Below are 24,462 nucleotides of genomic sequence, written 5' to 3'. Positions count from 1 at the left end.
AAAGGATTCTCTTATCAACCCAAACTTTTACAAACAAGACCTTCGTGAATAATTCAAGTCACGGCATTTCTATTAATTCCAACTACTGTATCCGTTTCCTATCTTCCAATTGATTTGAAGAATTTTTCCAAAACGCTCTTTAGAAGAACACATAATTCTATCCGTTTCCGGACGATTCTTTGCATTTACAATATTGACAACATGAAATTCTCCATTCTCCAACCCAACTGCAACATACTGGTTTTGTTGCATATTTTCAGCATCCATAGCTGTAATTCGAGCATTAAATTCCAAATACTTTGATAATATCCGAGTATCTTTATCTAGCATATATAGAACATTACCTACAGCAAAAAATGCATAATTAGAAGTTGTATAAGGAGGTATCACCATAGAAGAAGGAATTCCACCTAGACCATTCAGTTCAAAAACTTTTACGTTAGACACTTCCATATAGTATCCATCTGCTCCTGATTCACGTTCAAGAGCAAACTCTTCCAAATACAAATCACCATTCTCGTTTTTAAACAAAATATTAAACGCAGGATAAGTTGTAGACGAATTTACTGGGGTCAATTTTCGATACTGCATTGACACGATTTCATAACCACTAAAATCATTTAATGGAATATAATTAGCAGGTAGAACTTCTCCGGCCCCTAATACTGCAGCTCCAGGGACTTCTATAATATTAGCAGCTCCTTTCAACGGATCATCATCCCAATTTATTTTGCCGTCAATTATTGCCAATAAACGACTATTTTTTTTGTCAATAATCGGTGTATAACGAGCTGTATACATCAAATAACGCCCCAGCACGGGTTCACATTGCTCTAATATTTTCCCTTCATACTTCATTGGCTCTGGCAAAAAATAATCAGAATTAAATAACTGGTTATCTGATTTTACACGAGAATATAAATGTCCATACTGGTCATACACGACATCTGTTTGAATCATGAATACTCCTCCTTGAATTGTAACTCCAGCGGGAACTCCTCCCATAAAGGTTTGATTTAAATCAATATCTTTCGTTAATCCAACTCCCTCCAAATCAACAGCACCACTCTCGGAAAATATCCAAATATTCCCAGCCCTAACATCATAATCCGCACAATAATGTTCCCGCATTGATATTGGCCCCTGTCCTAACTCGATTCCTCCATTTCTTGAAGGATACAGATCTTTATATTCTTTCCACTCTGTAATAGTCATTGAAGACCAATCCGCACTCCATTCCGTATCAACTGTTTTAAAGAAAGATAACATGGTCTTCCCCTCCTGCTCAGAAAGGATCATCCATGAAAAAGAGGCATCAAACTCTCCGGAAATAGAAATATATCCTTGTTGCATATAACTAATTCCATAACGTTCATCTGTCACTTTAAGAATAAGATTAAACGTAGATATAATTTCATCAGCAATCCAAAAGAAATTTCTACTATTCCAATTGGGATCTTCCGGACGTTTTTTCCCATCAATACTCCATTCATAAGAAAGATAAGAAGCATTTTCTGGAAGATCAATATTAAATTTAGGTTCAATTTTTACGGTATCCCCCAATGTTTTATAAACAGATACAAATTTCTCAATCTCGATATTCTCAATATCAATATAGTCATAATTTCCTTTATCTTCATAACAGCTAACACATATGCTAACTATCAATATGAAGAAGAAATAATTGATTCGTTTCATATTTGTAATGTATTTTATCAATTAATAAATCGGAATAATCATCGGAGTTCCATCATCCTCTGTCACATTATTTGCTCCAACATATTCTTTCACTTTCAGCGAATAAAATCTCATCTCTCCAGCAGCCATTCCTTCAAAACTAGTAAGTCCGGTTGCCAATACAAATGTCTCAAACTTCTTTTCTGACCAAGCTCCTAAATAAACTTCTTCCACACGATTATCCCACCATTCCGGTTGACTTGCTTTATTATTAAACCTTAGCCTCACATCAGAATACCCCCGATACCCAATACCGAAATTTTCATTTGCTATTAAACGCAATGTGATATAAAATTCTTTATCCTTTTCAACTTCACCCGTATGAATAGTCATCCACAAAGAATCCATAACCATCCCTTTTCTAAAATACAATTTCTCAGGATAAGTAACCATCCCTTCTCTTGCATTGGTCAAGGTATCCACAATTATAACCCGATACTCTGCATCTTCTTGTAAAGTGTCACCAATAAGCACAACTCGGAAGGGATGTTCGATTTTCTCTTCTCCCGGATAATGAGTAACAGAAATAACTGCAGTATCAACTCGCACCCATTCATATGACAAATCGGTCGGACGTTTTACTTGACGCTCAAAATACAACAAACGTTCCTTTCCGAAAACATCTGTTTCACTAGTACTACAACTTTGTATACATAGAGGCAATACAAGGCCTATTAATAACAAAAACAAACATGTATATTTTTTCATTTTTATTTCAAATTTATCAGTTAATATTCTCACTATCAGGCAAAGGAAGAACAAAATCTTCTATTGTCATCACGTTGGAACATTTCACATTCAACTTTTTATGATAAAAAAACAACTGTCCCTCTGTAATGTATTCTCTTCTCACCTCTTTTAGTAACTCTGTTCTAAAAGATTCATAATTATTCACGTTCGTCAAACGACCTTTCGTACAATTTCTTCCCTCCCGAACATTATCCAACTGATTTACCGCTTCACTCCAATTTTCTTTCGACGCATAATATTCTGCCAAAATATAATACAATTCACTATATCGAATAATTGGACATATGTCATTTGTTTCTGAAGAAATTTGAATATTGCGAGCAGGCATATAATAGGATGATGTCGAAGTTAAAGGTGTAGATAACACGTCCTTTCGATAATCAGCAGGATCGTCAAATGCCGAACTCCAATCTTTTAAAACAAAACGGGCATCCCCCGAAGAATATCCATGATCTGTTGCATATGGAAGATAATTCTCGTATAATTTGGGAAAGGATAACGCAAAGATTAAATCCCGTTTCATCTTACGGTCTGTTAAAACATTTTCTCTCGTAGGAAAACTATATAATACTTTATCATACGGGTCTTTCAAATTCATTATCTCGTTAACACATTCAAAAGCTTCATCATGTTTCCCCGCATAATTATAAACTCTTGCTAGCAATGAAATTATTGCAGGATAATTCATTCGATACCCTCGGTATGCATAAAAGACATCATCAGGCTGATAATTTGTTGATCCTTCCTTTACATCAAAATTTCCACCATTTACAGTCAATCGAAGAATATTTTCGTCTGAAAGTGTGTCATAGGAAGCAACTAAATCTCGAGCCTTTATCAAATCGGTCACCACCTTATTCAAGACTTCCGTTACAGTCAAATTATTCTCCCCGTAAGAAGGGAATTTATCAAAATAAGGTATATACAAATTATTATCATCCATTATCGGTGCCGGCGCAAACAAACGCAACATATCAAAGTGTAAAAGAGCCCGGAGACCGTAAGCCTCTCCCATAATTAAATTTTTCTCCACATTTCCCATGGGAAACATCGTAGAATCAACATTCTCAATAGTCCCAATAATATTATTACAATTAGCTATCGAATTATAAGCTAAAGTCCAAACCTTTTCAATATAGCTTTTTACCTCAGAATCTGTATATTTATAATTAGCAACCTTATAATATGTATGATATCGACCTATATAATTGGAACCTAAATAATACGGATTTGCCAATACATCAACAAATCCCCACGTCAGTTCCTTTCCATACATTCCTGTCTCTCCCATTTGCTTATAGATTCCGTTAAGAGCATTTCGATATCCCAAATGAGACTTTAATAAATCTTCTTCATCAACTATATCTTTCGGCGTAACATCAAGCCAATCGGAACATGATGCAAACAACACCAACAAAGAAAAGAAAAAGTACCTCTTTATTTTCATAATATCTTTCTTTTTCATTTTAAACTAAACTCACTAAAAAGCCATTTTCAGAGAAAAATTCACGGTACGGGCAAAAGGATAACTTAATCCGCGTTCTTGTTTCACATTAGATAAATGAAATAAATCACTCATACCTAATGTTAAACGAATCATACTCATACTTAACCTATTTGTTATTCTTGTACCAAAATCATATCCTAACTCCAAAGAAGTCCAAGACAATGCATTATACTGCTGCACGAAACGAGAAGTTGGTCTTGTTATTTCTACAGAACCTCTATCATTAACAATAGACTTATACTTCACCTTATCTCCGGGTTTTTGCCAACGACTTGTCAATACTCGCTTATCTACATTTTCTTTATAAATATCCACATTTTCAACCTTATCCACTAAAGTCTGATTATAACGGTCTCCCCCGAATTCATACATAAAACTTGTAAAGACAGAAAATTGTTTATATACAAAATTAAATCCGATTGACCCTTGTGCTCCTGGGTCTGTATTTCCCAAAACAACTTGATTAGAAGCAAGCCATTTATTAGTTACCGAACCATCTTTTGCAATATATACCTCTTGTCCATCAGCAGGATTTATGCCCATAGATCGTACTCCCCAAATCGAATTTAAAGAACCTCCTTCTTCATATTGTAAAAACGGTTCTGCAACCTCACTGTCATAAGCCGTTGCGTTTTCAAATTTCTCCTGAACACGTCTATTATATGCTTTCAGACTTTCAGATATTTTCAATATTTTATTCTTATTATGAGCCAAATTAGCATTAACAATTAAACTCATATCTTTCCTTCGAATAACATGAATCCGTAAATCTAACTCAAATCCTCTATTAGAAACTTCTCCTATATTATCCCGATAAGAAGTAAAACCAGTTGAAGTAGGTACCGTTACATCAGTAACTAAATCCACTGTTTTTTTATCATAATAACTCCCTTTCAAATAAATAAAATCATCGAATAATGAAATCTCTCCCCCAATATCCAATGTGTTTGTTGTTTCCCAAGTCAAATTTTTATTTCCCAAGGCTTTTAATACGGCCCCATATCCGGTTTTATACCACTCATCAGTAAACACTTGATAACTAGTTCTTGCTGCATAGGCAGGGAAATTCACTTTTCCTGTCTGACCAAAAGAGCCCCTTATCTTTAATTGATTTACAAATCCAAGATTCTGAATAAAATCAAATTTATGAAGATTAATCCCTATTCCAGTAGACCAAAAAGGAGCATAACGCTTGTTGGCACCAAAAGCAGAAGACCCATCCACACGTACTGAGGCATCCAACAAATAAATATCTTTATAAGAATAATTCATTGTTGCTAAAAAACCCACCAATCGATTACTTGCTTCGCTATGTGATGTTTTATCAACCTGTTCTTTTGCGTATTCTGGAGAAGATAATTCTCCGGATGGAAAACCTCGATAATTTGAACTCTCTGATCTTGTATCTGTCTGTTTAATGCTAATTCCGGCCAAAGCATTAATCATATGCTCTCCAATAGCTCCATTATAAGAAAGAGTTGTATTCATATCATATGTGAAATTTTTACCTTCAGATAGATACAATTCACCAGACAATAAATTGGTTAAAGACAAATTATTTGAATTTCTCTTAGACAAAGGATCAATAAAACGTTTACTTTCGTCATAGCCTCTAGTTAAACTAATCTGCCCTTTTAATAACAAATTCGGAAATATTTTCCAGTTGATTGAGAAATTATTTACCAATTCCTCTGCAGAAGACTTATCAAAACTACTCAAACTTGGCTCATAAAGCGGATTTTCGATTCTTGAACTAAATGATGACCAATCTCTTACATGTTCTAAATAATTTCCATTTTCATCCTTATACTCATTATATGGTAACTGTTTTGCAAACTTTGAAAAATCACCATAAGGAGACTCTTTAGATTTTGTGATCAAGAAAGAAATATCATTTCGTATGGACAAAGATTTATACGTATATTGAACAAAGATTCCAGTCCCCACACGATCCCGAATAGACCCTTTCATTACACCATCTTGATTTGTATACTGTAAATCAAAACCAAAACGGAAACTATCACTTCCCCCGTCAAGATATAAACTGTGTTTATGATTAAGGACCGTATGAAGAGGTTTTGATAACCAATACGTATCAACTCCTTTTTTCACCGCTGCCAACTTCTCATTATACTCCTTTTCTAAGGTAAAAATATCTCTCTTATAATTTGAATTCGGATCATAATCATAACATCCAGCTAAACGTTCAACTTCCAACTTTTCCTTGGCATTCAATAGATCGTAATCGCTTAAATCCGGCATTGTTAAATCTGCAACAAAATTATAAGACACATTCATCTTACCCGCTTTAGGAGTGACAGTCGTAATAATAACAACGCCATTAGCAGCACGGGAACCATACAAGGCTGTTGCCGCGGCATCTTTCAGAATGGTAATCGACTCGATCCGGTTTGGGTCATAATCATACAATTTTGTCACACTAATTTCAAAACCATCCATTATAAACGTAGGTAAATTAGGATTGTCAACCAAATTCGATTTGGACAAAGGATCACGATCCAATTGTTTGGTTGAAGCAATGCCAGATTCTCCGCGAATGTACACTTCCGGTATTGCATTAGGATCCGATCCCCAACGATTATTTTCTTTAATCCTAAAAGAAGGATCAAATGCCTGAATAGCCTTTATTACATTTGTAATATATACCTTCAATAAGTCATCTTTTTTCACGGTAACAGAGTTTCCCGTAAAACTTGAACTTCGAATATTACTAAATCCTGTCACAACGACCTCTTCAAGATTTTCAATATCTTCTTCTAAAATTACGTTTACTTCTTTTTGATTAGTAACCTTTACTTCTTTAGTAAGCATTCCTACAAAAGAATATACAAGTGTAATTTCTTTCTGCTCCGGCAACGTAACTTTATACACACCTGCCGTATCCGTCACTACACCGATAGATGTTCCCTTAATCAAAACCGTCACTCCCGGTAGCGGATTTTTTTTATGATCCGTTACACGCCCTTTAATTATACGGGCTTCTTTCTGCTGGTTCAATGGAGCCTCTTTAATAATAATCATACTATTCTCGATCTCCGCCACAAATCCCGTTCCTTTCAACGCCTCGCTTAAAACTTCCGACAACAAAACATTTCGCATGTTTACCGTAATATTTTTCACCGATTTCGTTTTGTTGTAATCATACAAAAATCCCATGTCACACTGGCTCTTGATCGCTACGATCAAATCCTCGATACTCGCATGTTTCAACTCAATACTTACTCGCTGGTTTTGCGAGTGAACAGCTGCATTCAACCCGAAATTGAACACGAACAAAAAAATACAAAGGTGCTTCATTAACAAAAGAATTTTTAGATACCACCTTTTTTGGAAAGGTGTGTACAGTTTACCTCTTTTTTTCATAAATTTGTGTTGTAAAATTAAACAATCAAATAAGCTTGCTGGCTTATTTATGTAGCAGGGGAATATTGCTGTATTCTCCTGTTTCATTATTTACTTCATAACTCGTACTACTTTTTTATCTATTATAAACTTCACGTCACTCGTGCGTTCTATTAATCGCAACAAATAATTAAAATCATCAAACCGCCTCAACTCACCAGAGAACAAGCTCTCTTTCACATCCTCGTTCTGATAGAACACTTCAAAATCATACCACCTGGACAGGGTGGACAAAATATCCTCCAAACGCTTCTGTTTAAATACATATTTCCCATTTTTCCAAGCTACGAATTCCGCAACGTCCACTTTTCTCTCCGTGGCAATACCACTCTTTTTATCATATGCAACCTGCATTCCCGGTTCCAAAACAAAACTTTGTTTCCCTCGCTCAAAATCAACTTTTACTTTTCCTGAAACCAACGTTGTGTAATCATTTACCTCGCTGGCATAACAGCTAATACCAAAACTCGTTCCCAATACGGTCACTTTTTGCTCCCCGGCATGAACAATAAAGGGTCTATTCGCATCCCGTTGCACCTCAAAATAAGCCTCTCCCTCTAAATACACTTCACGTGTATCATTAAAAAAAGCAACTGGATACCGTAAACGAGATTCCGAATTCATCCATATTTTTGTTCCATCTTCCAACTCAATCCGGTACTCTCCCCCTCTCGGTATGCTCAATTTGTTGTACACAATCTCTTTAGGAGTTTCCTGCTTATCATCCACAGGCAGATAACTCACCAGCGACGTATCAATCTTTATCTGCCTCCCCGTTTTCTCTTGCAAAGAGCCTTGGTGCCCTCCCAAATGATACGTGGCCCCGTCTGCCATTTCCAAAATAGCATTGTACTGCCCCGGCACGATATTCTGTACGGCAATATTTACATCCTGTCCCGTATCGGAGTGGTAATATATTATCAAACAAAATACAACCACAACGGATGCAGCAACACTCACACCCCACATCCAATACCGTTTTCTCTTCATGCGCAACCGTCCTTGTACACGTTTTTCAAACATCTCCCATGCATCCTGAATTTTCCCTATCGCAACCTCCTGTATATTCTCTTGCTGATACATACTCCGCATCCGCTCGTAGTATTCCCGATGCTCCCGTCCCTCCTTTAGCCATGTTTCAAAACGTTCCTCCTCCACCGCAGAAAGCCTTCCCTCAATCTTTCGGTAAATCAATCTAGCCGGTATTGTTTTATCTTTCATAATTTCTGCCTTAAAAACACACCTATAACGAGCAGTCGTTTATTTTGTGCGACAAGGATTTCAACCTTTTTACTAAAAAATAAAAAACATTTTTTGAAACACCTGATTTATACCGTATTGTATTTATAAACAAGTTTAACTGGTATCACACGAATACACCATAAATTTCAAAACAAAATCAAATTGAATAGCCTGTAAATAGACCAAATAACATGAACGAATCTGCTATCTATTTTTCAAAAATATGAAAAACAAAACAGAAGAATCAACCACTCCCGAGAGAATATCTCGCAATTTTTTATATCCCCTGGACACCTGCGTACGAATCGTGTTAACCGTGATTCCTAATTCTTCTGCAATCTCTTGATACTTTTTCCCTTCCAATACATTCAACTTAATAATCAACCTGCATTGTTCCGGTAAACTTTCTATAGCTAAATTCACTTTAGCATACACTTGCTCATCAATCTCTTCATCTATATCCGAGATACTAATCATCGCTTCTGCCATCAAAAACTTGTACTTATCCTCCACTTGCAGATGACGAAGATAATCTACCGCTGCATTACGAGCAACCCTATAAAACCATGATTTCAACAGAAAATCATCAGGAAGAGAACGACTACCTTCAAATAATTTAAAGAAAATATCTTGTACAATATCTTTCGCTACATCCTCATTTCCAACATGACGCATGACAAACATAACAAGTGGCTGATAGTATTTTTTAAATACGACCTCATAAGTTTGGGTATCTCGCTTCCGTAACCCCGAAATATACGACTGATCTTCATTTAAACTCATATCCAACTTCTTACGTCTTAAATGCTATGTCATTTCAAAATACATTAAACGCTCGTTTACTGATCTTCAAAAATATAAAATAATTCAAACAGACCTACACTTATCGCCATTTTTCATATATCACCTCGAAAACACTCGCTTCTATCCAACCTTTGTCTTTTTATATCACAAAACTTTATATTACGATTTCCCCTCATACGTCTTTTAGTTTCAAGATTAGGACGAAAAGAAACGGTTCCGCCTGTCCCGCTGTCTAACACCGCAACGGCTGTGGGTACATTAACACTCCACACGGGGGTACGGAACCGCCATATGGAGATAGCAAGCATAAAAAATGCCTGCTACATTGTGGCAGGTTTCCCCACCGTTGCGTTATGTTAGACATCACAAATATAAAAATATTTTCACAAAAAGAAGCCTGCCATTGATGTAAATTTATTCAATGACAGGCAACTTATACTGTTTTAAGTTATATCGGACTCACGTTAACTAATATTCATCCTTTATTTACGTTGCCTACGCAGAAGCAAAATAACTCCAAACAAAAATACAACCAATGGAAGTATCCACTTCACAAATACTTTTACCCATAATCCAGAAGTTGTTCCTAGATACAAATCGTTATCTATTGCTTTCGGATGTCCGATATCCACCGGCAATTCTTCATAAGACAACCAACAAAACATGCCTCGAATCAACGAAAAATTGGAAGCTCTGATTCCTCTTCGAGCCGCAGAAAGCTCTCCCATGCTAATACAATCGGCATCGCCTAACACCAACACACGTTGATCTCGTCCATTTTGTTCTCTCTTAAGAGCCATTGCCGTCACCATCTGAGTTTCTCTTTCCCCGATCGTCGGATTCAATTTCACGATTTCATTTACAAAATCCGTAGTTTCCAATTCATTCCAACAACCGGAATCTCTAGAAACCAACAACGGTATCATCTGAAATCCCTTGTCTGCCACAGAATCAATACCCATTGCTCCCGGCATGGTAAAAACAGATCGCCGCCATCCAGCATTAATGCGACTCAATTTAGCGCCGGCCAAAGTGGAACGAACAACTAACAAATCTGCAGGAAACTCTTCTATCGGTTGCACCAACGTTCCCGGGATAAAACATACTCCAAACTTTTCAAGCAAAGGCGATAAATACTCACCACGCTTAGGCTCTCCGGCGATTATCAAATTTTTCCCGCTATCGATATAATCAGACAATTGCTTCAATTCCCAATCTTCAAAAGCTTCCATGGGATCTGAAATCACCAAAATATCAATATCTTCCAAATTATCTTTTCCAGGTTGCAAAACAGACTCTGTTACATCAAATCCTTGATTTAACAAAGAATGTCTGAAATATCTACCGTAAGCAAATAATGAATAATCCCGATTTTTGGAGCCGACAATGGAACGTTCCCCATGACCTTTCAAAAAGCCGACTTTAGGTAACTTCATCACCATCCGTTTTAACGTTGCAGAAATTTCTGTTTCCGAAGGATGCTTCTGCATATCATTAAATATTCGTAATCGAGCCGTCTGTCCATTATCCCTTTCCAAAATTCGAACAAAGTGATTACCCTCATCCGAAAGATCTATCTTTTCTCGAATTTGTTCCGGAGTCAAATAATTATCCAACTTCAAATTAGCTGCTTTTGCAACCTTCTTTGCCTTCTCTTCCACGCTCAATCCTGGATACATTTTATCGAGTTTTGGATTATCCACCTCGTCGTAATAGAACACATATTTCATCTTAATATCCGGTTTAAACCGAACGTATTTCTCAAAAAAAGCAATGTCATTGAGCACTCCTCTTTGAGAAAAAGAATAAACGTTATCTAAAAGATTCACGTAAGATGTGATCGTCATCCCACCATCCAAACGCTTTACTATATCCTGGCTTGCTTCTGAAATTGTGTTTGCTTTCGTATAAGTTCCATCGTAATAAGCTTTCAACATAGGACGTGACGTCACATATCCCGCAAGCATCGCAATCATAAACACTCCGCCATAACGCAACATTTTAGACATCCCCGAATAACGAGCTCGCCCTAATTGAAGTTTCAAGAAACAGAAAGAAAGGAACATTGCAATCACAATCACAAAATACAGCACATCTTCGCTACAAATCATTCCTTTCAAAAACGTACCGCCCCGGCCGTTCAAAGAGAGCCAATAGGTAATTTCTCTTACAAACTCGATGTCTTGACCAATATTTCCAACAAAACTCAAAAGGGCGAATACCACAAAAGTTCCTAATGCCGCAATAATCTGATAAGATGTCAAAGACGACATAAAAAGTCCGATGGCAGCGTAAGCCCCCAGTAACAAATACAATCCCAAAACTCCAATCAAGACCGGTCGCCAATCAAAATTCTCAATAACACACCAACCGATGCAAACATACACGCCCAGCACAAGCATCAAGATAAACCCATAGATCATAATTCCGAGGTACTTACCCAGTACAATCTGCCAACTGGTAATGGGTGCAGAATAAAGTAATTTCACGGAACCGCGACTAAACTCCTGACTTAACAAACCCATCGTTAACAACGGTATATACAAGTAAAGCGAACTCGCCACACCACGTAACAAACTCATCATCCCACCATAATATATTTTTGAGGTCAAGCTTGCAAACGGGCGTCCCAACTCATTCAAACGTCCGTATGACCCCATTGTCTCCCCGAAATTGATTCCCATCTGCAACATAAATATAATCAGAATAAACCACGCTATCGGAGAGTAAAAGAGGTTAGATAATTCTAATTTTGCGATTTTATATATTGTTTTCATCATTCCACGTTTAATTATTCACGAATCTCTTTATTTGATAATTTTGCGAACACGGCATCCAAAGAACTCTTCTCAAAGTGGATTTCTTCCAATTCCCATCCTTTATTCACACTACACTTCACGATATCTTTAGCCACATCTCGTCCTCCACTAAACCACAAACGATAGTTCCTTTCATTTATTTTTTGTACCTTGAAAATACCCTCTATAGTCAATAACTCATCTTCCAGAGGGGGACGCTCAAAACAAACGAAAAGCGTGTTGGGCTTAATATAATTATCAAAATCATCCACGGATCCTGAAAAAACGACATGTCCGCACTCAATCATCATGATATCTCGACAAGTAGCTTGAACTTCTGACAATATATGAGTGGAAAGTAACACCGTACGATCCAACGCAATCTCTCGAATCAAATTGCGAACCTCCATGATTTGGTTCGGATCCAAACCATTCGTAGGCTCATCCAATATAACAAATTTAGGATCGTGTACGATAGCTTGTGCTATACCTACGCGTTGTTGATACCCTCCCGATAAATTCCGAATCAAACGATCCTTGAAATGCGTGATACCACAACGAGACATGGCCTTGTTCACTGCCGACGGTATATCCTCCACAAACCGAAGGTCTGCACAAAATCGTAAATATTCCTCTACCGTTAAATCTGGATAAATCGGTGGTTTTTGAGGTAAAAAACCTATATTCTTTTTTGCTTCCACGGGATGTTCTCTCAAATTAACCCCATCTATATACACCTCTCCGCGTGTTTGGTTTAACACCCCACAAATAATATTCATGGTCGTTGACTTACCTGCACCATTAGATCCCAACAATCCCACGATGCCTCCTGCTTCAATCTCAAAATTAATATCTTCTATCGCCCACTGAACCGCATAACGATGAGATAAATGCTCTACTTTTACAATTGGATTTTTCATACAATTCACTTACATACAACATAATATATTCCAAGGATAAGTACTATCGGGAAAAAATTCCCGACAATCCTTACCTTCATTAAAAATTCTCTCTTTCTAAAAATCAATTTCTAAGCCCTAATTCGATAGCGATATCCTTCATCATATCATATTTCTTCAGACAACCGCTGAATCCAGCATTTCTTGTCGCAAATCCATCATCATCACCCAACAGGACTTCTATCAGATAACCACACACATCATCCTTGTACTCGGGTGTATACCAATTACTCTGCCACCAACGCAAAAAGCCTGCTTCCCGAGGATCCGTTGCCGAACCATGCACTGCCGCCTTGTAATTAGGAATATTATTTTTGAATTTGGTAATTAGATCCGAATAGACATCTTTTTTATTGCACAACAAGAAACTAACTTGGAAAAACGCATCTAACTCCTTCTCGTAATTAACACTGATAGTATCATACAACTCCTCTGCAACAACCTCCCAAGCCAAGCGTTTCTGATCTTCCTCCGACATTTCGTCCATTTCAGAAATTTTACCGATCACCGTCGTATTCAATCCCTTTCGAGCTCCCACCTCGTCTTGATAAAACTCTTTTTGATACAATTTGTCCACTAAAAGATAACAGGGAGAGCGATAACCTTCCGGAAGTTTCGGATACACTTGATCTCGAAAGAATTCTACACCTTTTTTCAATTTTTCCCGATCCTCCGATTTTTTGAATGTCCACAAATTAGCCATTCCCTCAATCATGTAATTGGGATTCAAAATTTGATAAAGCGTGTATTCTCGTCCCCATTCATTTATCTCGGTACGACTCCTAATCGTATCCGTATAAAAAAGAGGAATCCCGGTTGATACATAAAATTCGTAAATTAAATGATCCAACTCATCATCACTATCCTCTACCACAAACCATTCCATATCCTTAAAAGAAGCATGAGTTTCCTTATCTTCCCGATTACAGGCCACCAGCCCGCAACACAACATCCATATAAATATAACTTTTCTCATTTCTCTTTTTTTAATATTCAACCAATGGAGCTCCATCTCTTTCATTTGCAACCAACGCTCCGTCATTAAATATAACCGCATCCTCCGGTATCGGCCACACCCAATTATTACTGTTTTCAGAATAAGGGGCAAGTCTATAATATCCTATTTTTGTCCCATTTTTTACAGATTCATGTATGATTTCCTTCTCTTCAGGGAAAGTCGGATGAACAGCATAACGCCGCAAATCAAACCAACGATGTCCCTCTCCACACAACTCCAAACGCCGCTCCAAACGAACAAATTGCACTAAATCCTCCTGACTGGTAGGAATCACATCGGTAGTTTCTGCTGCCAAACGTTTTTCCCGTAACGTCCTCAACACGTCTATCGCCTCCTCCGTGCGTCCCAACATAATCAAAGCTTCCGCTTTATTCAAATATACCTCCGGCAATCGAAGCAAAAATTCGCTTGAAACCTCGGAAGCGGGACTAGCGGTAAGAACTGAATACTTCAACCACACCCACCCCACATTCTTAACACTATTAAACCAATGGGAATACCTCAAATCAACATTTGCATCATAACTTCCCAATAAATCTTGTGACAACGTATAAGCTGCCACACTCGGCTGTCCCATAAATATGGTACGTCTGGCACTATTCTTACCTTGCGTGAATATGGTTTCCGGTGAATCCAAAAATATAAAATCCTTTTTAGGGGTATGTTCCTTTATATCATACAATTCATAACGACCACTTTGCAAAATAGAGTCACACAAAGCATTACACTTTTTCCAATTTTCTTCCCCGCCCATATACAAATACACTCGCCCCAGCATTGCCCGTGCGGCATCGACATTAGCCCTTCTTTTTGTTATCTGCCTTGTTCCATTCAAATAGGTAATGGCATTTTCCAAATCAGAAACAACCGAAGCATACACCTCTGCCACAGTAGCCCGCTCATAATGTTTATCTTCCACATACTCCGTCAACTTCAATGGAACTCCCGGCTCATTTGCCGCAGTTTCCGCTTTATACGGTTTCGCGTATAAATTGACCAAGTAGAAATAATCCATTCCCCGCAAAAAATAAGACTCCCCCTTCACTTTCCGATACGCATCGCCTTCCGAAGCAAAATCGTCCGCTTTATTCAGAATCACATTGATCACTGCCAAATATTTATAAAACGACGACCAAATCCCATCCTTTTGTTCTACTCCCGCTCCCGACACAAACGGGTTGGCCAGCCAATAATGAAATCCCCAATACCCTACCGTTGTCGCTTTTCGCTCATATTCCGTGTCATCATCCATCACATGCAACATCGGCAATACATCCGAAGCACTCGAAAAATAACCACCGCCAACCAGTAGCTCGTTCAAATCATCGACCGTTCGTATATAAGTTAAATCTTGCGAATACTCTTCCAGAAAACCGCTACAGGCAGGGAACAAACTTCCCCAAAAACATAACGATAAAATATAAATAATCTTTCTCATAACCCTACTCGATTAAAAAGTCACATTCAAACTAAACGAATACGTGGGGCGTACTGATTGTGCAATCTTTGTTGAACTTCCCGTTTGCGTGGAAGGATCCTGCCCCTTCAATGCTTTAGCACTGAGTGTATACAAATTCGTTCCGGAGAAACTCATGTAAGCACTCTTCAAAAAGAATCGGTTACACCATTTTGATGGTATGTTATAACGTAAAGACAGCGATTGAATCTTCAGATAATTTCCACTCACGACACGAACATCCGAGTAGTCATACATTTGCCAAATATTCGTACCAAACGAATACGTTTCCTTACGCCACCAACCACTCGTTAAAGATTTCACAAATTCAGCATCCGATATGATTCCAGGAACATTCGTGTACAATTCATCTCCCGGATTCTTCCAACGTTTCAAAAATTCCCGACGTACATTTTCCATCGGTTGGGGAGCCAACGTTCCATTTTCAGCGGCAACGTTAGGATACATCTTCAACAAGCGGATCTTTGAACCAATACTATAACTTAAATTTACAGCTAGCGTAAATCCCCTGTAAGAGAATGTATTTCGAACACCTCCCTGCAATTTAGGCACTCTACAACCGGAATAATCCATCACTTCAAGAAACACCTGCTCTTTCGTCATATTCGCATAACGATCTTTATTCTTGATCACCTTTCCCGCTTCATCCAAAACCTCTTCGCCATTCACCGTGTAGTTAACCTCAGTACCGCTAAACATGGGACGTCCGTCCTTCGAATCCAATCCCGCAAAACGATAAGAGAAAAAACTATTCAACGGGCGACCGACAACCTCCACTTTTCCGTTTAAATAATCGGAATAAGTAATGTTATCCTCGTCGCGTAAACTCTGATTTTTGCCACTATTTATAGCCTTATTAATTAACTTATTAATAACCTGACCGAACTGCGGATCAAAATTCCAGCGGAACCCGTCTTTAGAACCACCGCCAAATGTATTAATCGGTGTAAAGTTTAATGCAAGCTCAAGTCCCCGATTTGTCAACGTACCTTTATTCACCACGTAAGCCGTTATTCCGTTTATCTCCGAGATTCTCTTGTTCAAAAAAGCATCTCTGGTTTTCTTATAATAATAAGAAACAGAACCTCTAATCTTATTCTTAAAGAAAGCAAAATCCAACGTTGTATTTACACTGGAAATTTTCTCCCATTTCAATAAAGGATTCGGGAATTTATAAATAGACGAAGCATACTCGTTAAAATATTGATTATGCGTGCCGCGTTTTATTATGGTCTCCACGGTTTCAGAGTCCAGCATATTTCCCTGATAACCGAAAGAAGCTCTCAAGGCCAACGTGTTCACACCTCTCACACCTGCCAAGAACGACTCCTTCAAATTCAATCTACCGGACACAGACCATATCGGTAAGAACTTATCGTTTGCCCGAGAACCGAATTTATTCGAAGCATCCACACGTGTATTAAAATTCAACGTACCGTAATCCTTGTAACTGTATGACACCGTAAAATAACCGGAGATCATGTTGGTTAATTGATCCGAGCGAATTCCTTTCGCTTCTGCCGTTTGCAACCAACTCGCATACCCGATATAAGTCTTCAGGTCAATCTCGGCCATTTGAAGTCCTCTATCTTTCAAGAAGCCGCGGTACGTCTGTTCCAATCCCTTATACTTATTAGAAGACATTTCACCTCCTAAAGCGGCCACAATCAAATGATCTTGATCAGCATCCAAATACTTATTAAAATTCAATTGCCCTCGTAACGTGTAAGCATTCCTTCTCGTATGCTTCTCTTGCAATTCTCCCCCCACGGGCAATTTATTATACGATAAATTTTCTTTTCCGTCCGGTTGTGTCGATTTCAATTTCCGGCAGTAATAAGAATCCTCCCCATGCCAAATATCCTGTTGCGTGTCATCCAGTGAATAAGAAAGCGTCATGGCAAATTTCAACGGTTCGAAAATTCGATAACCCAACGTTCCCGTAAAAGTCATCCCGTGAGAATCGATATCTTGCGTGCTATTCTCCACTTCATTCAAGATATTAAACAACTGGTAATAACTGGTCACCTCTCCCCCGATTCGAGCATAATACCAATAATCACCGCTTTCCGTGTAAGCAGGAAGAGCCCTTGTTGTATTGTAAGCATACTCCGTAACTCCTACATCCGAAGGTGTATATCTCTTTTCTCCCACATTTCCCTTCAAATCAAAATGCATATCAAAACGCTTATGGGTAACATCCACTTTCAGACTAACCGAATACAATTTATTTTTCTCTCTTCGCATCGCTCCTTTCATATCACTATATCCCACCGAAGCATAGTACTTTGTTTTATCCGTACCACCGGAAAGACTCAACGTATGCTTATGAGAGAATGAATTTTGCATCAATAAATCAAACCAATCCGTATTTACCCGTTCGTAATACCCAACCTCCTTTTGAAATTCATCAAAAGAAATTTCACCGGCATAATATTTTCTAATCGCACCTTCATACCCCACCCAAGTTTGAATCGTCGGATACACGGTTTGCTTGGCAATCAACTCCCTGGAAAAATCAATTCTCTCCATACTGTTCATCACGTTTACCGCTCTATCCGTATAATAGGGACGACGAGTGTAAGTTCCAGAAACCGAATAAGATAACGTGGGAGGCCCAGCCTTTCCTTTTTTCGTCGTGATCACGATAACACCATTACCGGCCCGAGCCCCGTAAATCGCTGTTGCCGAAGCATCTTTCAACACGTCAATCTGTTCTATATCCTCCGGATTCAACCCGGATATCGCATTTCCCAATAAATTCACAAAATCCAAATCATTAATCTGCGAAGGATCCACATTCACTGGATTCTCTTGCACAATACCATCAATTACCCACAACGGTTCCTGCGATCCCAATACCGTGGAAGTTCCCCGAACACGCAAACGCGGAGCAGCTCCAATCTGTCCTGTATTTTGCATAAAAACCATCCCCGGGACATATCCTTCCAACATCTGATCGATCGTCTGTAAACCCGGTGTTATAATATCTTCCGCCTTAATCGTGGTAACAGCACTCGTATTCTTTCTCGGATCAATGGTCTGATACCCTGTCTGCACCAACACCTCCTCCAACTCTGCAACATTCTCTTTCATCTCCACGTTAATCACGTCCTTACCGGTATACTTCACTTCTACAGTTTCCATACCGATAAAAGAAAATACAATAACCAACTTATCATCCACCTTGGGGACAGACAATTTATACTTTCCATCCTTATCCGTGGCGGTACCAAAACTAAGTTTTTTCACGGATACCGTTACTCCAGGTAATGGATTTCCTCGTTCATCCGTCACCACACCACTTAGAACTACGTTCTTCACAACCTGCTTCTCCTCCCTCTTCTTGATAACAATTGACTTCATCTCAAATTTGTATTCAAACGGTGTCCCGGTAAACAATTCAGATAAAACCTTTTCCACCGTAACATCCTTCAAGTGAAGAGTCACTGTTCCCAATTCTCGCAACTGCAAAGCTCCATACACGAAATCCAACCCGGTTTGCTCGTTAATAGATCTAAACACCTCTTGCACCCCAACATCTTTCACATCAATCGTCACTTTCTGATGTTGAGCCACAACCACTGTCGAAGGTAAAAGACAAAACAATAATACACAACACCTTACGACACATTTCCATTTTTCTTTTAGAAACAAAAAATCCCTAAAGAAAATCACATCTCGATTTTTTTTCATAACTTTGTAATTAGTTTAACATTTTGATGCAGCAACATCAAATCCATAGCCGAGGGTTGTTACCGCAACTCTCGGTTTCATTTTAATCCGTACTCACGGTTACAACATTTCCATTCAAATAAAAATGCACAAGAGCCGTCTCTTCAATCAAATGCAACACATCCTTCACCTCCGCGTACCGGGTGATAATCCCTGTAAACAACTGTTCTTTCACTTGTTCATTCTTATACACGACCTTTATACCATACCAACGACTCAAACGCTTCATGATCTCTTCCACCGGTTCCTCATCAAATACAAATTTCCCATCCTTCCATGCCGTATATACATACGGGACAATCGCCTTCACATTCACCTGTTGCGACTCCTCCGAATAGGTAGCCATCTCATTAGGATGCAACACAATCTCTTTTCCCGTTGCATCCACCTGTACTCCGACCTTTCCATCAACAAGTACCGTTTGTACAACACCCGCATGATACGTATTCACATTAAAACGCGTTCCATAAACCGCAACCTTCATACCATCCACCACCACAACAAATGGACGTTCGGCATCATGCTTCACCTCAAAATAAGCCTCTCCGGTCAAATAAACCTCTCGACAATCCTCTTTGAACACCTCCGGGTAACGCAACTTCGTCAATGAATTCAACCACACTTTTGAACCATCAGACAACTCCACCTGATACTCCCCTCCCACCGGAGTGGCCAGCGTGTTATACCGTTCTACCCTTGGACTTTCGCCCTCATCCAACTCGTAAACAATACTTTCACCGGACCCCACAACACGCACTTGTCCGGCCAATTGAATATCCACGGCTCGATTCGGTTGCAAAACGATCGTATCTCCCCCTGAAATTGTCAATACCGCTTGAGGCATCCCCGGAGATACCAACTCTCCCGTTTCTGCCAAAAAAGGTGACGCATACTCTCTTGAAAATTCATGCCACACCCCAAACGCTGCCGACAAAATCGGAATTAACCAAACTGCAGCATTTCTATACCATTTCTTACCAACAAACGTTCTTTCTTTTTTCTGAGAATGTTTCCGCATAAAATCCTGGAAACGAATCAATTCCTTCTGTTTTCGCTCGAATGAAACGTGCGGTCCGTTTACCACATTCCAAAACTTTTGCAATTGCTTAAAATGGCGTTTATGCTCGTCATTTTGCACCCATTCCTTTACACGACAAATCTCCTCGGAAGAAGCCTTCCCGTCCAAAACCCGCCATATTAATTCATCGAATTCGTTTGTCATACCTTTCTACTTTATACTCCTATGACAACTCATAAAACGATAACCCCTATCCTAAATCTAAAAATTTGTAATAAAAATAACACAAAGTAACCATTCCAACTCCATTCGCAAACGAGAAAGCGCTTTAGTCATTTGAATTTCAACTGTTTTCACCGATATATTTAAATGTTCTGCAATCTCTTTATTGGACATTTCATCCATCTTACTCAACACAAAAATCTCACGACAACGCTCCGGTAACTTATCTATTGCCTCCTGTAAAGCATTATTTATATCCTCGTCCAACAACGCCAATTCCGCTTCCGGAGTCTGTATTATCTCGGAAAAATAAAAATTCAACATCTCCCGATCTACATAATTATTAACCACCTTCCGATGCTTTAGCTCATTCAAACAACTATTGTAAACCGATTTATAAAGATAAGATTTTATTGATAAGTGAATATTTAAATCTGCATGCCCCTCGTATAACTTACAAAACGTCTCTTGCACAAGATCATTCGCCAACTCCGTCTCCCCAACAATACGTCCCGCATAATTCAACAAACCATCATAGTAATGATTAAAAATATACTCAAAAGCCTTCTCCTCTCCTTTTTGCAAGGCCTTCAACAATACGTTATGATCATCAAAAAGATGCATATTCTCTTCTAAAATTTTGCAATTTTAAGAAAAATAACGCATATTTACAATATAGCCCGAAATGTTTTTAAAAATCGCAGATTCAACTCGCCTCTTACAACCATCTTCATTCGCTGAGTTTCCCAAACTTCAACAAGCCAATTGGCCGTCACTCCAACAACATCATCACGAGGTTCATTAATACGATCTAGAATTCCCTCAAACTGGGCTCTTTTATATTCCATTTTATTAAATGTTCAATCTTGTTACAACAAAATGTTCAATCAACAGAACAAAAATGTTCAATGCCATGTAAATATATCCAATCTTATTGATTGTACAACACTTCCCTAACAATGCCTCAAATAATTCAATGCATAATTCTGTGCTAACGTAAATAAATAAGATTTTGCAGAATATAAATATTTATCGTGTTATGCAATAACCTCGAAAACATTTAATAAAAAAGAGGCTACCCCCAACAGGATAACCTCTATAAACATTCATTCAAACACAATTCGTTACTTGTCAAACAACTCTATCAACTTCGTATCCAACCATCCCCCGCGAGCATTGGTCAAGATAATCTTACCTTGAGGATCGATCAGGAAATCACAATTTATTTCTTATTATACTTTTCCAAAAGAGGAACAATCACATCTTTTTCAGATGGACGAGGAGCCGAAGCCGATATAATATTGAAATCTTTATCGATCAACAAGAAACGAGGAATTCCAGTGATATCCCATCCCGTCCGTACCAACGGATCAGTAGAAAACAACTCCAACACCTTCCCATGATCGGCATCTCCTTTCAATTTATTCAACCACACCTCCGTGTTATCATCTAAAGAAATACCAACGAATTGAATATTCGGGAACTGCTTACTCAACTCGTTAAAATAAGGCATCTCTCCCAAACAAGGCATGCACCACGTTGCCCAAAAATCCACGAATAGAACTTTACCTTTATAATCACTCAGCTTACCTTTCTTCCCATCCATATTCACAACCACAAAATCAATTGCAGGACGCCCCTCCATTAATTTTGCCCGTTTCTCCAACCTCCCTAAAAAAGCTTGTTTAAAATCTGCATTTTTCAACTTAGAACCAAAAGCATACAATTCATCATAAAGAGATTTCGTCATCTCTTCATCCATACGCTCCCCGGTCACGTAAGCATCATTTAATTCCGTCAACCGTTGAGACTTCGGGAAATCAAATATAGAAGCATCCATATCATAGCAACTCAACAACACATCTCTCACCACGGCCACCTCCAAATACTTATCCTTGGCAGAAATCTCTTTTAATAAGGGATTAATGTATTCCCGAATGGACTTATTAAACTCATTTGCAATTTTTTCTCCCTCTTCCCGTGTCTTACAATCTTTCAAAAGATCAGAATACCATAAATATGCCATATAACTATTTGCTACATCAGCCTTAATCCTCATCATTTCCAATTCCACAAATTCCTTGCTTGCATTCGGCAATGCTTTCAATTCTTTCTCCCGTTGAGCGGCCCGATCGTCAATATATTTTTTCGTCTCTTCGAAACTGCCTTTCACGTTCCGACCGGCCTCCAAAAACGAACCCGCTTTCGGGAATAAACGTCCTTTCAAATAAGTATTCACGTCAGCACCTTGCCCCTTAAACCAACTTTGCGGCTGAGAAGTTCCCAAATTCACCTCCATATCATCCCCCGGGGTCAAGTACAATGTATTCCTTCCCACCGAATAATATCCCGGCTTTTTTAAGTCAAAAGAAAACTCAAAACTACCATCTTTATTCACCGTGATCTTCTGACTCCACTCCTTGGAAATTTCCCCCGCAGCTCCATCAAAATCCATGGAAACCACATTGGTACCAAACTCTTTTAAAGAACCATGTAACCGCACATTCTTTCCAAATCCGTAGCTAGTAACCCCAACCACGAATAAAAACATAAACAATACATTTTTCATACAATACAAATTTTATAAAACCGATTTTTATTCCTTAAATAATGTGGCCAACTTCTCATTCAACCATCCTCCACGGGCGTTCGTACTAATCACCCTTCCCTCCTTATCAATCAACACACATGAAGGTACACCTCTAACACCGAACAAATTCATACATTCTTTCTTATAACTTTTCCCATTTGCTCCACAAACCTGAGTCCAAGGCATTCTTTCCTCTTTTACAGCTTTCTGCCACGCCTCCATATCATCATCAATAGAAATACTAACCATTTCAAAACCTTGCTCATGATAACGATGATAAGTCTCTTTCAAATGAGGTATATCTGCCCGACAAGGCCCACACCAAGATGCCCACAATTCCACCAACGTATAATGTCCTTTTTTCAATAGCGTTGACAATTTTACTGTCTGCAAATCCACATTCAACACATCAAAATCAGGCAAAACATCCCCCACATAAAGTGGCTGTTCCAATAAAGCTTTCACAGCTTGTTGTCCCTCTGTGGTCGCTTTCACGCTTTCCGGTAAAAGCCCAGCTACCTCTTTTGCTTTTTCTCTATCATAAGCTCTTACTCGTAAATTTTTTGCCACATACAAAGCTATTGGAAACTCTTGGTATTGCCGAATAAACTCAACCCCCACAGCAAAAACACTATCATGCGTTGCATCCATTCCCTTCACACAACGGAATACATCATCTTCCGTCCCTTTTTTATAATAGTAAACACGACGGTAAGCATCAAATAAACTATCATTTTTTACAACAAAAGGCGTCACCCGTTCTTTATATTTCGCATATAAATCATGAGAATGAGAACCTTCTACTCGTAAGTTACTCGGTATTCTTTTCTCCGATTTCGAAGGTAATTCTGCAAAAGGTAAAGAAATCCGAATATCAGAATTTTCAACATATATTGGTAATACCATGATCTTATCCCATCCATAAATCCGTTGTGAAGGATCTTTAAAATAAGTAATACAACGTAATTCTGGGTAATCCACTTTTCCTTTAAATTCGAAACGCTCTTTTTTCAACTGCACACTATCATAATAAACCGTCTGCTCCACATTCATTAAATACACCCATTCATTTTCTGGAGCACCTTGAAAAACTCCTTTTATCACGAATCCTTCTGGCTTGTTCTGACATCCAATCAATGACACCAAGCCCCATATAATCATGATCCACTTCATTTTAATATT

Annotated in this window: 16 protein-coding genes; all 16 read right to left on the bottom strand. The window is 38.4% G+C overall.

Features of this window, described 5'->3' with window-relative positions; all coding sequences use genetic code 11:
• Positions 1 to 72: 72 nt before the first annotated feature.
• The 16 genes from D8S85_RS20640 to D8S85_RS20560 all read right to left on the bottom strand — a co-directional run bounded on the left by D8S85_RS20640 (position 73) and on the right by D8S85_RS20560 (position 24,453).
• Entirely contained in the window at positions 73 to 1,698 is a 1,626-nt protein-coding gene (locus tag D8S85_RS20640; RefSeq protein WP_106624170.1) for a PKD-like family lipoprotein, read from the bottom strand.
• A 21-nt stretch (positions 1,699 to 1,719) separates the two neighbouring features.
• Positions 1,720 to 2,445, bottom strand: a complete 726-nt coding sequence (locus tag D8S85_RS20635; protein WP_106624169.1) for a DUF4843 domain-containing protein — start codon at positions 2,443 to 2,445, stop codon at positions 1,720 to 1,722.
• A 16-nt stretch (positions 2,446 to 2,461) separates the two neighbouring features.
• Positions 2,462 to 3,934, bottom strand: a complete 1,473-nt coding sequence (locus tag D8S85_RS20630) for a RagB/SusD family nutrient uptake outer membrane protein (protein WP_172726552.1) — start codon at positions 3,932 to 3,934, stop codon at positions 2,462 to 2,464.
• A 33-nt stretch (positions 3,935 to 3,967) separates the two neighbouring features.
• Positions 3,968 to 7,312, bottom strand: a complete 3,345-nt coding sequence (locus D8S85_RS20625; RefSeq protein ID WP_394345049.1) for a SusC/RagA family TonB-linked outer membrane protein — start codon at positions 7,310 to 7,312, stop codon at positions 3,968 to 3,970.
• 156 nt (positions 7,313 to 7,468) lie between these two features.
• Complete coding sequence (locus tag D8S85_RS20620; protein WP_106624167.1) at positions 7,469 to 8,638, bottom strand: FecR family protein; 1,170 nt, start codon at positions 8,636 to 8,638, stop codon at positions 7,469 to 7,471.
• A gap of 225 nt (positions 8,639 to 8,863) precedes the next feature.
• Positions 8,864 to 9,442 (bottom strand): RNA polymerase sigma factor, encoded by a 579-nt coding sequence (locus D8S85_RS20615; RefSeq protein ID WP_106624166.1) that lies wholly within the window; start codon positions 9,440 to 9,442, stop codon positions 8,864 to 8,866.
• 503 nt (positions 9,443 to 9,945) lie between these two features.
• Positions 9,946 to 12,243: a Gldg family protein gene (locus D8S85_RS20610; protein ID WP_228423288.1), complete on the bottom strand. Its 2,298-nt coding sequence runs from the start codon at positions 12,241 to 12,243 to the stop codon at positions 9,946 to 9,948.
• An 11-nt stretch (positions 12,244 to 12,254) separates the two neighbouring features.
• Positions 12,255 to 13,181, bottom strand: coding sequence for an ABC transporter ATP-binding protein (locus D8S85_RS20605; protein WP_106624165.1), 927 nt, complete (start codon positions 13,179 to 13,181; stop codon positions 12,255 to 12,257).
• A 103-nt stretch (positions 13,182 to 13,284) separates the two neighbouring features.
• A complete protein-coding gene (locus D8S85_RS20600) occupies positions 13,285 to 14,196 on the bottom strand; it encodes a hypothetical protein (RefSeq protein WP_127075659.1) in 912 nt (303 codons plus the stop codon).
• Between the two features lie 10 nt (positions 14,197 to 14,206).
• A complete protein-coding gene (locus tag D8S85_RS20595) occupies positions 14,207 to 15,676 on the bottom strand; it encodes a RagB/SusD family nutrient uptake outer membrane protein (protein WP_106624163.1) in 1,470 nt (489 codons plus the stop codon).
• A 12-nt stretch (positions 15,677 to 15,688) separates the two neighbouring features.
• Positions 15,689 to 19,411 carry a SusC/RagA family TonB-linked outer membrane protein gene (locus tag D8S85_RS20590; RefSeq protein ID WP_106624162.1) on the bottom strand — a complete coding sequence of 1,241 codons (3,723 nt, stop codon included), beginning with the start codon at positions 19,409 to 19,411 and terminating at the stop codon, positions 15,689 to 15,691.
• A gap of 82 nt (positions 19,412 to 19,493) precedes the next feature.
• On the bottom strand, positions 19,494 to 20,672 hold the full coding sequence (locus D8S85_RS20585) for a FecR family protein (protein ID WP_106624161.1): 1,179 nt from the start codon (positions 20,670 to 20,672) through the stop codon (positions 19,494 to 19,496).
• A 57-nt stretch (positions 20,673 to 20,729) separates the two neighbouring features.
• Positions 20,730 to 21,314, bottom strand: a complete 585-nt coding sequence (locus D8S85_RS20580) for an RNA polymerase sigma-70 factor (RefSeq protein WP_106624160.1) — start codon at positions 21,312 to 21,314, stop codon at positions 20,730 to 20,732.
• 44 nt (positions 21,315 to 21,358) lie between these two features.
• Positions 21,359 to 21,538, bottom strand: a complete 180-nt coding sequence (locus D8S85_RS20575; protein WP_181951167.1) for a hypothetical protein — start codon at positions 21,536 to 21,538, stop codon at positions 21,359 to 21,361.
• 374 nt (positions 21,539 to 21,912) lie between these two features.
• Complete coding sequence (locus tag D8S85_RS20565) at positions 21,913 to 23,259, bottom strand: TlpA family protein disulfide reductase (RefSeq protein ID WP_106624159.1); 1,347 nt, start codon at positions 23,257 to 23,259, stop codon at positions 21,913 to 21,915.
• Between the two features lie 27 nt (positions 23,260 to 23,286).
• On the bottom strand, positions 23,287 to 24,453 hold the full coding sequence (locus D8S85_RS20560) for a TlpA disulfide reductase family protein (protein WP_106624158.1): 1,167 nt from the start codon (positions 24,451 to 24,453) through the stop codon (positions 23,287 to 23,289).
• Between the last annotated feature and the right edge of the window lie 9 nt (positions 24,454 to 24,462).

The organism is Butyricimonas faecalis (genome assembly GCF_003991565.1).
GTDB classification, from domain to species: Bacteria; Bacteroidota; Bacteroidia; order Bacteroidales; family Marinifilaceae; genus Butyricimonas; species Butyricimonas faecalis.
This window is presented reverse-complemented; position numbering and strand designations above follow the sequence as displayed.